Origin of the sequence: Methylophaga sp. UBA5088 (assembly GCF_002414625.1) — a bacterium.
In the GTDB taxonomy this organism is placed as follows: Bacteria; Pseudomonadota; Gammaproteobacteria; order Nitrosococcales; family Methylophagaceae; genus Methylophaga; species Methylophaga marina.
The window spans coordinates 17,786-30,314 of record NZ_DIAC01000109.1 but is presented as its reverse complement, the minus strand read 5'-3'; the positions used below and the strand labels follow the sequence as shown (position 1 = coordinate 30,314).

The 12,529-nt window shown below is 44.7% G+C and carries 14 protein-coding genes; 2 read left to right on the top strand and 12 right to left on the bottom strand.

Annotation, left to right across the window (positions count from 1 at the left end; genetic code table 11):
• Positions 1-303 precede the first annotated feature (303 nt).
• Positions 304-708, top strand: a complete 405-nt coding sequence (locus B4K20_RS13975) for a GFA family protein (protein WP_289283357.1) — start codon at positions 304-306, stop codon at positions 706-708.
• Between the two features lie 103 nt (positions 709-811).
• The gene (locus tag B4K20_RS13970) at positions 812-1,159 is read left to right on the top strand and encodes a hypothetical protein (protein ID WP_289283356.1); all 348 of its coding nucleotides are present in this window, start codon (positions 812-814) and stop codon (positions 1,157-1,159) included.
• A gap of 20 nt (positions 1,160-1,179) precedes the next feature.
• On the opposite strand, the gene B4K20_RS13965 is transcribed toward B4K20_RS13970, so the two are convergent.
• The 12 genes from B4K20_RS13965 to B4K20_RS13910 form a co-directional block, all read right to left on the bottom strand.
• A complete protein-coding gene (locus B4K20_RS13965; protein WP_289283355.1) occupies positions 1,180-1,743 on the bottom strand; it encodes a PqiC family protein in 564 nt (187 codons plus the stop codon).
• Between the two features lie 15 nt (positions 1,744-1,758).
• Positions 1,759-3,429: an intermembrane transport protein PqiB gene (pqiB, locus tag B4K20_RS13960; protein ID WP_289283354.1), complete on the bottom strand. Its 1,671-nt coding sequence runs from the start codon at positions 3,427-3,429 to the stop codon at positions 1,759-1,761.
• On the bottom strand, positions 3,426-4,736 hold the full coding sequence (locus B4K20_RS13955; RefSeq protein WP_289283353.1) for a paraquat-inducible protein A: 1,311 nt from the start codon (positions 4,734-4,736) through the stop codon (positions 3,426-3,428). The genes pqiB and B4K20_RS13955 overlap by 4 nt, the downstream gene beginning before the upstream one ends.
• Before the next feature lie 44 nt (positions 4,737-4,780).
• Complete coding sequence (locus tag B4K20_RS13950) at positions 4,781-5,980, bottom strand: NAD(P)/FAD-dependent oxidoreductase (protein WP_289283352.1); 1,200 nt, start codon at positions 5,978-5,980, stop codon at positions 4,781-4,783.
• Positions 5,981-5,983: 3 nt separating this feature from the next.
• Positions 5,984-6,496 (bottom strand): DUF1456 family protein, encoded by a 513-nt coding sequence (locus B4K20_RS13945; RefSeq protein WP_286305859.1) that lies wholly within the window; start codon positions 6,494-6,496, stop codon positions 5,984-5,986.
• Positions 6,497-6,703: 207 nt separating this feature from the next.
• Entirely contained in the window at positions 6,704-6,970 is a 267-nt protein-coding gene (locus tag B4K20_RS13940) for an amphi-Trp domain-containing protein (protein ID WP_289243668.1), read from the bottom strand.
• A gap of 14 nt (positions 6,971-6,984) precedes the next feature.
• The gene (locus B4K20_RS13935) at positions 6,985-8,349 is read right to left on the bottom strand and encodes a metallophosphoesterase (RefSeq protein ID WP_289283351.1); all 1,365 of its coding nucleotides are present in this window, start codon (positions 8,347-8,349) and stop codon (positions 6,985-6,987) included.
• Between the two features lie 2 nt (positions 8,350-8,351).
• Positions 8,352-9,056 carry a histidine phosphatase family protein gene (locus B4K20_RS13930; protein ID WP_289243666.1) on the bottom strand — a complete coding sequence of 235 codons (705 nt, stop codon included), beginning with the start codon at positions 9,054-9,056 and terminating at the stop codon, positions 8,352-8,354.
• A 1-nt stretch (position 9,057) separates the two neighbouring features.
• Entirely contained in the window at positions 9,058-10,005 is a 948-nt protein-coding gene (locus B4K20_RS13925; protein WP_289283350.1) for a histidine phosphatase family protein, read from the bottom strand.
• Complete coding sequence (locus tag B4K20_RS13920; RefSeq protein ID WP_289283349.1) at positions 10,002-11,096, bottom strand: HprK-related kinase B; 1,095 nt, start codon at positions 11,094-11,096, stop codon at positions 10,002-10,004. Before B4K20_RS13920 ends, B4K20_RS13925 begins: the two co-directional genes overlap by 4 nt.
• Positions 11,086-11,988, bottom strand: coding sequence for a GAK system ATP-grasp enzyme (locus B4K20_RS13915; protein WP_289283348.1), 903 nt, complete (start codon positions 11,986-11,988; stop codon positions 11,086-11,088). Before B4K20_RS13915 ends, B4K20_RS13920 begins: the two co-directional genes overlap by 11 nt.
• A partial coding sequence (locus tag B4K20_RS13910; protein WP_289283347.1) for a phosphotransferase occupies positions 11,981-12,529 on the bottom strand: 549 nt, incomplete at its 5' end. The genes B4K20_RS13910 and B4K20_RS13915, both read right to left, overlap by 8 nt.

Here is a 12,529-nt window from a genome sequence, read left to right as displayed (position 1 = left end):
GCATTTCCCTGACTCGCCATTAAGGCGAAACTAGGAATTCCAAAAACTAGAACTTAAGATGAAGAACGAAATCCAATTAAATGAACGCCCCAGCGGCAACATGTGAAGTAGATAATTATCCAGTAGATTGAATTTAAACATGACCCCAGACAAGCGTTCCTTGAACAAACTTATTGCCTAATGTTTATCCAATCGTTGGGTTTCGCAGGACTCTACCCAATCTACTGAATTCACTCTGATGTTATGCTGAGAAATATCGACGTTCAGTTAAAATTAGTAATGCCAGAAAAACAAGGAAAAAATATGACGGAACATCATGGCTCATGTTTATGTGGCAAAGTCAGCTTTGAAATTAAAGGTGACTTCGAACACTTTTATCTCTGCCATTGCAGTCATTGCCGAAAAGATACGGGCTCGGCACATGCGTCCAATCTATTTTCTCAATCCGCCAAACTTATCTGGTTGTCTGGAGAAGAAAACATCCGAACTTACACCTTACCAGGCACCCGTCATACCAAAAGTTTTTGTCAGCACTGTGGCTCGGCTTTACCTCATACACAGATGAATGGCCGTTTATTAGTAGTGCCTGCCGGCTGTTTAGACAGCAGCTTAACTATTCAAGCTGACGCCCATATTTTTATGAACAGTAAAGCAGAATGGGACCAGACCTCAGATTCATTACCTCAATTCGGACAGGGACCGAGTTAATCATCTCTAGCTTGGATTGAAACATGAGCCTCACATCCTGGTGGAGCAAATTAAGTTGTGCACGAGTCATTATCTCTAATCAATCCGACTCTATGAGGTGATGATGAAACCCCACATATTTTCTCTTGCTGTTGCAGGCCTGTTATTTTCAACAATGGTGAATGCGGAAGAGCAGAACTATCAACAATGTCTCTTTAATCCAGCCAATGAAGTAGTAGCGGAACAGGCAGGGCAATCCACAGCGGTATTTTGTGCATCACGTCATTTTGATACCGCGCCAACCGCATTTCAGGCGCAGGTACTCAATCAGGATATCGAAGGATTTAAACAACGTGATCCAAAATTCAAAGCATTTTATGATGGCATTCGTCAGCATGGTTCAAACGATATTTATACGGATCGGCAGATCATTTTAATGTTCATCGATAAACGTGAAGTGAATAAGGATTAAAGCCTCTTCCTCTTATTTACTTATCGTAATTGTTTCGCTATATCAGCGGCCAGCTTATCCAGATTTTTTGCTAAAGCACGAACCAAAACAGGATAACCTTCTGCTGGTAAAGCTTGCGTCAGGCTGAAACGTTGAGTGGTGACCGTTTCACCTTGTTTATTAAGCAATTGCCATTGTCCACTGGTGACGGCTTGACCATCAAAACGGCCCTGAAACTGATCAAACTCTACTTGAAGCTGATAGCTGCTTTGCTTAGCAAACGACGGCAAATTAACGATTCGATAATCTGACTGCGCCGCTTGTAGTCGATCACGTAAACCACGACTCAACTGTGCAGCCAGTGACTCAGCCCATTGATGATATTGGGCAGAATGAACCGTGATGTCATCCAGTTGCAGTACCACACCATTTTTACTGAGAAAATCAGCCAGAATGATTGGTCGGATAAAAACGGTTTTATCCGAACGGATGTTATCTGTAGGCGTATCGATGACAGGTAAGGTATAGAAAGTTGACTGTGTTACTGGCTGGCCCGCACAGGCAGTCAACAAAATAAAAAACAGTCCAATAAAAAATCGTTTCACAACACTCTCCTGCATCTACGGTTGAGCAGCAGGAGGTTGTGGATCCGCCTGCTCAGTACGATTGAAAATCAGTGCGTTGGGTTGTTCATTTAAAGTACGCACCAAGGGTTGTATGTCCTTAATCAGACCTTCCAGGCTTTTTATACTCTGAGATAAATTCTGATACGCCGGTGCTTCTGGCGAGAGGCCTTTTAACGTTTCTCTGAGCTCAGCGAGCGTCTGATTGACATTATCCGGTATCGTTTGCGTCTGGGGATTATTCACAAACTGATCGATGCTGCTGGCTAAAGTCTGTACTTCCTGCAACAAGGCTTGTGATGTTTTCAAGTTAGCATTCACTCCGTCCAATACAGGCTGTACTTCTAGTCCATTTAATTTATCGAGCAGGTTGGATATTTTCATCTCCATCTGTGCCAGCTGCGATGACTTGGTAGGAATCACTTGTCGATCTTTAAACATGGCCACTTTAATCTCAGGCATACCCGGCGTTCTATCAATATTGATATCCACAAACATTGCGCCGGTGAGTAAATTGCCAGGTTTTAAGGTAGCCACTAAACCTCGCTCTATAAGCCTATCTACGCGTTGTTTCCACTCTTCGAGCAGACCATCATGGAAGTCACCGAGCCGCTGCGGCTCCAGGCGAATCAATACGGGAATCGCAAATCCATCCTTGCCATTACGCATTCGTGAGTTATATTCCCACGGGACACTTTCTACGGTACCAATACGTAATCCTCTGAATTCAACAGGTGCGCCTTCTGCCAGGCCTCGCACGGTATCTTTCACCATCAACACATATTCAATATATCGATCATAGCTGGCCTGCTGTGCTTCGGTCTGATTGGAATACAAGGCAAACTCATCTCCCGACGCTGCAGGCTCGTCATTTTCCACTTCCTGCAACACACCAAAACTGACACCACTGCTTAACAGTGTTTCCAGTGAGGCCAGATTGATATTAAAGCCTTTGGAGTCAAGACTGATATTCACACCAGACGAAGACCAGAACCGTGTGCTCTTGGTCACCAGTACATCATAAGGTGCTTCGATAAATAACTCATGATGCATATGCTGATTACCGGGTTTGAACTCTGACTTTTCAACACGGCCTACAATCTGTCCTTCATAACTGACCGGATCGCCTGGTTTTAAGGAGATGCCCAGAGGACTGTCGAGTTTGATATGAATACCATTACCGCTCAATGACACCGGCGGTTGATCAAGCACCTCAAATTCTCGCTGTTCCTGTTGCGACTGGCCTGGTTCAAGTTGAATATACGCACCGGATAATACGGTATTCAAACCACTGATACCTTCCCGGCCAATACGTGGTTTTACTACCCAGAAACGTGTGTCTTCTACCAAAGTCGAAGCAGCATCAGGGTTAATGCGGGCTTTGACTACTGCATACTGTAAATCTTCAGACAGAGTGACCGACTCAACATGGCCGATTTCCACATTACGTGTTTTGATGAGTGTTTTATTGGCAGCGATACCTTCGGCATCGTTCATGGTGAGATTAATCAGTGGCCCTGTACTCAGATAATCATCCACGACCAACCAGGCACCAATGAGGACCGCCACGATGGGAAGAATCCAGATTGGCGACCAACTAGACGCTTTCGTCGCACGGGCATTATCTAACTCTTCCGTGGTGTTGGTATTCGATACATCATCCGTCATACGCTGTTGTCCTGTGCAGGTCGTAACTCCATCTGTGGCTTATCCCATATCAGACGTGAATCAAAAGTGATGGCCGCCAACATCGTCAACACCACCACACTGGCAAAAGCGAGTGCAGCCGGTCCCGGTGTGACTGAAATTAAATCGCCAGCATGTATTAAAGCCACCAAAATCGCCACCACAAAGACATCCACCATGGACCAGCGACCGATAAACTCCGTTATCCGATACAATTTTAAACGTGCTAACTGGCTCAATTGATGTGCATTATTGACGGTTAAACACAGCCAGGACAACACGATTAATTTAGCGATAGGTACCAGAATACTGGCAATAAAAATGACCAGCGCAATCGGCCACGAACCGTGTTCAATCAAGTCAATCACACCAGCCATAATGGTACTGTTCTTTTCCTGACCAAAATTGGTGGTGGTCATTATCGGATAAACGTTTGCTGGTATATAGAAAATGGTGGCAGTTATCAGTAAGGCCAGGGTGCGTTGCAGACTTTTCGGTGCGCGTGCATGAAGAGGCTCGCCACAACGAACACAGTGATTATCACTGCCTTTATCCAGTGCATGAATCAAACCACAGGTGGGACAACCGGTCAGCCCTTGTTCCGCGGCTCCTTGTCCCGTATTCGTATGCGCCGGCGCACGTGGTTCGCCCGCAATTGCGAACCACATCCAGTCAGCATCGATAGAACGCGTGGTCATTAACAATAAGAAGGCAAACACCGCATAAGCCCAAAAGGCAATGCCAAGCTCAATATCGGCCATGCCTGCAATTTTAAACAGACTAACCAGGGCACCAATGATAAAGACATCTGCCATCATCCAACTGTCGAGATGTTTGAGCGTCCGGGCAATTTGACGATGTTTGATTTTAGGTTCTGAAAACAACAAGACCAGCTGTAACCAAATCACTGAAACAAGATACATGGCGGGCAAGATAATAATAGTCAATGCCACCACAATCGCCACAATAGGTTGTTCAAAACTCAGTAACATTGACGCAGTTTGTTCGATTTCAATACTGTGGCCAATGCCTTTAATTGAAAAACTAACAAAAGGGAAACTGACAGCGATGAATAAGGCGATAAAGGCACTGATAGCAATAGCCAAGCTACGCTGGGCCGGACGATAGTGGCGTCTGGCTAAAACATGGTGACAACGGGGACAGTGTGCGACCTCGCCGGGACGAAGCCGCGGTAAAGCAGACACCCAGTCGCATTCATGACACGCTCGCAGGCGGCGTTGTCCATTGATATTTTTATCAAGCTTCTGAAAAGAAACCGCTTGTTTCATGGCGTAATAACATCGCTTTAAATGACTGCGTTAATTGAAGTTGTTTACACATATTGCCCTGCACACCAACCACTTGACCATGCCCACTGAAAATTAAAGCCACCCAACCAGCCCGTCACATCCAGCACTTCACCAATAAAATATAAATTTGCTGTGGTTTTGGCTTCAAACGTTTTTGAAGAAATACCATCAGTGTCAACACCCCCTCGGGTGACTTCTGCAGTCCGGTAACCTTCTGTTCCTGATGGTTTAATGGTCCAGTGGTGAAAAAACTGTGTCAGTTGTTCTATGTCTTTCTTCACTAATTGTTTAGCCAGTTTATCACCTAAATCAGCGGCCATCAGACCTAACCAGGTCAACACAAAACGTTTCGGCAGATACTGGCTCAACAAGGTTTTGATTGTCGCTTTCTCTCCGCTCGTCACCCACTGTTCAATCAACTCAGTCACGCTATGGCTAGGTAAAAAGTCGATGGTGATTTCATCGGAGCTATACCAGTAGTTAGAGATTTGCAAAATGGCTGGTCCACTGAGCCCTCGGTGTGTAAATAACAAGGCTTCATTAAAACTTTGCTGACGACAGCTGACACGAATATCCATCGCTACACCTGCTAACTCCTGTGCGACAGTCAGCCAGGCATCACTTAAGGTAAATGGCACTAAAGCAGGTTCAGTATCTCTCACTTGTAAACCAAACTGTCTGGCAAGCTTATAACCAAAGCCTGTGGCCCCCATTTTCGGGATGGATAAACCACCGGTAGCGATGACCAGAGAATGACATTGATACTGACCTTGCTCGGTATCAATCACAAACTGACCTTGCTCCGTTTTTTCGATGGCCGTGATAGCGGTATCCGTCTGAATTTTGACCCCGCCTTTTTCACATTCAGCCAGCAGAATATTCAAAATATCTCGGGCTTTGTCATCACAGAATAATTCACCTGCGCCTTTGTCGTGATAAGCCAGATTGTAGCGAGAGACTAACTCCAGAAAATCATATTGGGTGTAGCGACTTAATGCTGACTTACAAAAATGGGGATTTGCCGACAGATAATTATCAGGTTCCATATAGAGGTTGGTGAAGTTACAGCGGCCACCACCTGACATTAATATTTTCTTACCGACTTTATTGGCATGGTCCAGCACCAGTACCTGGCGCCCACGCTGGCCGGCAGTAGCAGCACACATCAGACCAGCTGCACCGGCACCAATCACAATGCAGTCAAACACTTGAGAACTCGTCAAAACTTACTTCTCTTTATCATCCAGTGACGGCCAGCTGAAACCTTCCAGATCATTTTTCTTTGGGTGATATTTCAACTGCAGACCTTGCAGGAAATTTCGTAACACCTGATCTTTACAAGCCCGATAATGTTTGTGCTCCGGTTTTCTGAAAAACGCACTTAACTCATGTTTACTCAGGCTGAAACCTTCCAGTTGCAACACAGCTAGAATCTCATCGCTTTGTAAATTAAAGGCTATTTTGAGTTTTCTGAGGATAATATTATTGTTAAGCGACTTTTCCGGCTTGGGTTGTTCACCTTCTTTTTTGCCGCGTAAGTGATTAATCAGGCCGTTGAGGAAGGTCGCCATCTGTTTGTCATTCAGCGACTCATAGTCAGGATCATCGTCACGCTTCAACCATTGACTGACCTGTTCACGGCTTACATCGATATCTGCTTGCGCAAATACGTTTATCATCATGGAATCGTTCAAATCTAAGATATAACGAATTCGTCTCAATACATCATTGTTAGTCACACAGATTTCCTAAAGCAGAAGCCGGTTTGGTCTATCGCATTATCAGCATCATCAACCAACGAATGCATCGATAGACAGCAGGGTTAATAGTGAATACTTTAACAGGCTGAGACAAAATCGGTGAGATCGATGTTTGTGTTATCACTTACAAAGGCAACACACACTGCAGTGAGTCACCGTTCAATATCGCTGCTCCCCTCATAGGAGTTACTTAACGGTCAGCTTACCTCGTTTGACTGGCTCATCATCGGCATACCAACTAATACGTATATCGATACGTTTGTGTTCATCATTTTCACTGGCGGTTAATTTTAAGTTCAGCAGATCTTTCGGCTGCATTACCATTTTTCCTTCATCATCGCTGAAGCTGAGTTCACCTTTCGCAATGCCTTTGGCAACAGCATCCAACATCCCTTGAATACTTTTCTTGTCCTGTAAGGACTCGTGTCGGAAACGTTTTTTTTGCTCGATCATCACTTACTCCATGATTAGATTTTATAAAAATGTGGATGAAAGACCTTGGCAAATGGATAGTCTACGCTCAAACCGATAAGCTGTTGATCAGGGTGAATAATTGTCACGCCAGCCCCCACGCCTTTCAGGCCTTCTTTATGCCTTGAGTGACGATCAAGCGTCACATCACTTTCCACGTGAAGCAACCCGTGCTTCAAGACTAAACGTTGTCCATGTTTACGATTGATATGGCCCTGAACCAGGGCATGAATACCCTTACGGTTAATCTGCTTCACGCCTTTTCCACTGAGGGGTAAATCACTGTCGCGGTATTTGGTTCGCATCGTATTAGCTAAGCTGCCGTAGTAAAACTGAAACAGATCATTTTTCATTTGCTGACGAAACTGTTTATTCAGTTTTGCCACGCCTTCTTGCTCAATCACCTTACTGATTTCATCATCTAAGCCAGCATGCAGAAACAGAAAAGAACCACGACGATAACTGAGCTGCATACGTTTAAAAAACCAGGCATAGTCACCTTTGGGATGCAGAAATAACTGGCGACATTTCATTGCCGTGGCATAGACATCCTGCATACTAAATCCAGCCTTTTTACAAGCCACTTCAAAGTGATCATATTTTCGCTGCATCTTACGCAGCTCACGTTTAATGCCTGCGTGGGTCATCAATGTCTTGGCGTGTTGAGGAAATTGCTCAAACCAGTCGGGTCGTGGAAATAAGGCTTCTTTACAACTGGCTTCATCAGGAATCGACTTGTGTAATTTTTTGCCTTTCAAATAACGCTGATGCACTTCACTCAATAACGGGATAACCTTTTCCCCCATCCGCACAAAGAAGTGCTCTGTGCTGGGATGACGAGGCAAGCTCATCGCGTAGATGCCCATATACAGTCGCATATCATGGTTGCCGGCCAGCAGCTTTACCCGCGCGCCAGTATCAAAGAGTCGCTTAAGCGCATCCAGTAACGCTAAATTACTGGGCCCTTTATCAAGACAGTCACCGCCAATAATAAAAGTGGCCTCCCGCCCTAAGCGCGTCAATGTAAATTCCAGCAGGGCCTGATTAGTGATTTTGATACCCCCAGTCGCCACTAAGGAACGGACAAATGCTTCCGCGTCGGCATGAGGGTCGGCAATGAAAAAGATCGGACGCTTTGGCCATGTCCACTTGCTGTATTGCTGAGCTGCCTTCATTGCTTTGGCAAAAGACGCTTCATCCTGATGAGCCTTTTGACCTGAATGCGCTTCCGAAACATTCCAGCATTCGGTAGTAGTAGGTAAGTGTTGCCAAACAGATTGGTGAGTTTTGTGCTTACTCACCAGGGTTTCAATAAACCGTTGGCTATGCTTGAGATGCTGCTGTTGTGACATCATTTTCATAGTTAGTCCATGGTGGTAGCGGCAACAGATGAACGTTTTTTCCATTCACCACCCACGTGCTGCCAAGTGCCATCCTCGAATAGTTCAAGAAAAATAGGCCGAGAGTGGTACATGCTGAGTTGAGCAATCTCTTCAGCATTGATGACCCCTAAATGATAAGCAGCATGTCTAAATGAAGCGCCATGCCCTACACATAATTTCAGCTGAGATTCGGCTTTTCTGGGTATATCCCGCATCTGCGTTTCAATATGCTTAGCTACCCGAGAGCCAGCTGTCATCAATGACTCGGCACCTTGAAAAGGTAAACAAAAGTGACTATCAGACTTCCAACCTTCTGGTAATCGAGGATATCGAGGGTCAGTATTAACTATCTCCTCAATCTGTTTCACCGTGAGATTAGCTACAGAACCAACGCTTCGCTCAGCTAATGCATCATACGCTTGACTGCACAGTGAGGAATCGAGTGCCGTCTCTAAAATCAGGCGGAAAATATCGGCGGTTTGCCATGATCGCAACATATTTGAGCAATCAATCTGCGGCACCAATTGCCAGCCTTCTTGCAGAATAAGACGGCATAATTTCTGTGCCTCAATACACGCGTCGGTTTTACCCTGTTCCGTTAATGCGAAGGGCTGGTGCGCACTCGGTGTGTCAGCTAATTGCTCATAATCACCGTGCCGTATAAAACCGAGAATTAAACGAGACATACTATGCCTGCTTTTGAATGCATACAGTCAACGCCCGGATCATATCGACAAGATCGGGCTTGTTTATGACTCTTGCTGCCGAGTCCACCACGAACCATTGGCGGCGCCGTTTTTCAGACTCCCACTGAGTATCATCAGCAAGTTCCGTTACCCGCATTGGATACACCTTGACCTCACAGATTCCTCCCCACTTGTTGTGCTGAAAGCAGCCCAATGCATCTTCATGAATATTGCCTATTACGCCGGCTTCTTCCATAGCTTCTTTTAAGGCAGACTCAGTCGCAGACAGTCCCGGCTCAATAATGCCTTTAGGTATTCCCCACTTTTCTCTATCCTGCTTTGTGATTAAAAGTACCTGCAGCTGCTCATTATGCCAACGATAAGCCAGCACCCCAGACTGTTGGTAATAATAGGCTGGACGGTCACAATACTGCACTTGTCCATCACGTCTGACGGGGAATTTCTCAGGTAAATTCTTAGGTCGGATGAACGCGTTTAGCGAGACTTTATTATCATCAAAATGTAGATGTGCCAACGTCGCTGTTGGTAAGACTTTATCATCACCAAAATCCGGTAATTGGTCTGCTACCAGCTCCACTAAGGCTATTTCCATCCCAGGGTTATGACCAATAATGAGAGTTAAACCCACATTTTTTTGTGCTTTAGCAATCATATCCAGCACGGTAGCAGGGCTGGCTTCATAGAGTTCTGGAATGGGTTTGATAAGACTAATGGGCAACCCTGCTGCTTTGAGGGTTTTTTCTGCCGTTTCCATTGTGCGTTTTGCCGCTGACACCCAGACTTGTTCAGGAATGAATTGATGCGTATTTAACCACTCCCCCATACGCTGAGCAGCGCGTTTTCCGCGATTATTTAAAGGCCTATCAAAGTCATCGACGTCGACAGACCAATCTGATTTCGCATGTCTTAGGAGTAGTACATCACTCATTGCTTTTCTTGACCTGCAGCCAGATACAAAGCGGAAAGCTGCTGAAAATTGACACCGCCCGTTGCCTCATACACAGCAATATTATCTAAAATGGCTAAGTAGGCGTCTTCATCCGCTTGATAATCGTCAGAAATGAACTCGCCCTTTACTGTTTGATAAAAAGGACCGGGTGACTTCAAAATGGCTTGTAATAAATCGCGACGTTGACGTAAATTCACTCGATGTAAGCTGACATCACTTTGATCATGACGAGACCAATTCAGAATCAACAAGGCTTTTAATGGCGCTTCAAACTGAAGACGACCTTCACCGTATAAAGCATCAATATCCACATCAAATTTTTGCTCTAATTCCCATAGTTCATCCTTAGGTAAACTCAGAAAAGTCTGTCTCAATTCCTCAGTTAACAATGGGTGTAAGCGCTTATTATTCACAATCGTCCCTGGGTTAATGCGTGGTAATTTGGGAATACCATAAGCATCAACTCCTACAGATGTTTGTTTGATAAACAGACGATCATTGCTTAAAAAAGTCGTGCCTTCTTGTTCAAGCATCTCCAGCATCAAAGTGGATTTACCACCACCAGAAAAGCCTGCGACCGCAAAGGCCTCGCCCTCTCTCACGACAGCGGCAGCATGACAAATTAAGGCCTCTTTTTGCTGTAACCAAGTCATAAACTGGTTATTAATAAAGTTAATGACTTGATTGGCATTTTCTAAACAGGGCCCCATCGCAATCGCCGTATCCGTGCTTTGGTAAAACACCATACCAGTTCTGACTTTACGGATAAGCCTGGCTTTATCTAAATTGATATAGCTGTCTTTTTTGCCTGTTTTACCAGGTTCACGCTTCCAGTCGATAAAGGCATTAGAAAAGTCAGGCGTATCACACTCAATCGCTGTGACTTGATAGGTTGGTGTCGATACATTGCTGACTATTGATGAAAAATAAGCTGATAACCGTGCCAATAGCTCAATAGAATTAGAATGTATCCGGCAGCTGCAAAAACCAAGGTCGATTTCCAGTGCGTCTGGTAACGGCGGATAGTTCTTTAATAAAGACTCAATCTCATATGGTATCTCATTCGTCATGGCTATCTATCGTCTCTAGTACATGTTCGACATATAAGGCAGCAGCATCAACATCACAGCCTTCTTTTGCGCCCCTGAACCCACCAAATGCTGACACCTCAAATACAATTGGACCGTTATCGGTGATCGCCACATCCACAGTAGTAAAATCCATGTTGAATAATGACTGGGCTTGGGTCGCCATTTCAATAATCTCTGATGACGGTTCAAAAGCAGCATAACGACCGCCACTGTGAATCGTGGTATTCCATGCATCACTCTGTGATACCCGGGCATAGGTCCCCAGATAGTTTCCTGCTAAAAAAACGAGGCCCAGGTCTTGTCCTGACAGGTTCAATTTTTGTTGAATATACATCACCGGATTGACCTGTTTAAAATCGCTGACTTGCTGACGAATCTGAGAATCAGCCTGCTTGGCATTGATTAAAGTCATGCCGCGGGCTTTAGTAGAAAATAAGGGTTTAAAAACAGCCTCACCATACTCTTTGACGGTATTTATGGCTTGCTCAACATCCTCTGTAATGCAGGTATTTGGCATCGGTATGCCAGCATTTTTGAGTGTTATCGTGCAGCTAAGGCGATCAATCAGACGTAACATCGATTCTACCCGACTGAACACTCTTACTCCTTGCTGCTCAGCTACCCGTAACATTTCCAGTCGATCTAAGGTGCTGGGTGAATATTCCGCTGATATTTTTTTAACGATAAGACCATCTAGTTCACACAAATTAGTACCACGATACATCAGCTGCATTCGTGTTAAATCGAGGGTCACTTCTGACATATCGATCACTAAACGATAGCCCGTTTTAGCCTGAACTGCATCCGCCAAGGTTTCAGTGGACCACTTACCAGGAATGCCTATCACGCCTATTTTTAGATCGTTACTCAACAAATATCTCCTTCACAGGTACAGAAAAACGATGAATCTGTTTTGGGTGGGTCGTCAACACCAGCTCTATTAGGTAACGGGCTCGATAAAACATTCGCTTAGCGAGTGCTTTATCCAAAATAAAGCGGGTGGAGCTGGCAAACGCTCTGGCCAGACCTAATGCCAGCCTGATTTCAAAGGTATGGTCTTGGTGTTGTTTAGCAAATCGACGGGCAAACCGATACATTTCGATAGCCATTTTCATGATTTGTTTTCTTCGCTCTGAGTCTAAAATCTGCAGGCGATAATTTGATACCATGAAAATGGTGACATCCTGCACATAATCAGTGTATTTAGAACGATGTAAATCGATGAAATTAATGCGGTTTTCAATGGGGTCAAAAATAATATTATCCACATTAAAATCGCCATGAATATACACTGAGAAAGGCGGTGGATATTGCTTCTCCAACTGACGTGCTTGCTTAATGAGTGACTTCATTGATGGACAATCGTAATCGCCAATCTGACTGTTCGCGGCATCAAATTCTGGGTGAATTTT

Bases quoted from the DNA above. Each gene is read 5' to 3' on its own strand.
- B4K20_RS13975 (WP_289283357.1), top strand. From the start codon at position 304: ATGACGGAACATCATGGCTCATGTTTATGTGGCAAAGTCAGCTTTGAA.
- B4K20_RS13970 (WP_289283356.1), top strand. From the start codon at position 812: ATGAAACCCCACATATTTTCTCTTGCTGTTGCAGGCCTGTTATTTTCA.
- pqiB (WP_289283354.1), bottom strand. From the start codon at position 3,429: ATGACGGATGATGTATCGAATACCAACACCACGGAAGAGTTAGATAAT.
- B4K20_RS13955 (WP_289283353.1), bottom strand. From the start codon at position 4,736: ATGAAACAAGCGGTTTCTTTTCAGAAGCTTGATAAAAATATCAATGGA.
- B4K20_RS13940 (WP_289243668.1), bottom strand. From the start codon at position 6,970: ATGATCGAGCAAAAAAAACGTTTCCGACACGAGTCCTTACAGGACAAG.
- B4K20_RS13935 (WP_289283351.1), bottom strand. From the start codon at position 8,349: ATGAAAATGATGTCACAACAGCAGCATCTCAAGCATAGCCAACGGTTT.
- B4K20_RS13930 (WP_289243666.1), bottom strand. From the start codon at position 9,056: ATGTCTCGTTTAATTCTCGGTTTTATACGGCACGGTGATTATGAGCAA.
- B4K20_RS13925 (WP_289283350.1), bottom strand. From the start codon at position 10,005: ATGAGTGATGTACTACTCCTAAGACATGCGAAATCAGATTGGTCTGTC.
- B4K20_RS13920 (WP_289283349.1), bottom strand. From the start codon at position 11,096: ATGACGAATGAGATACCATATGAGATTGAGTCTTTATTAAAGAACTAT.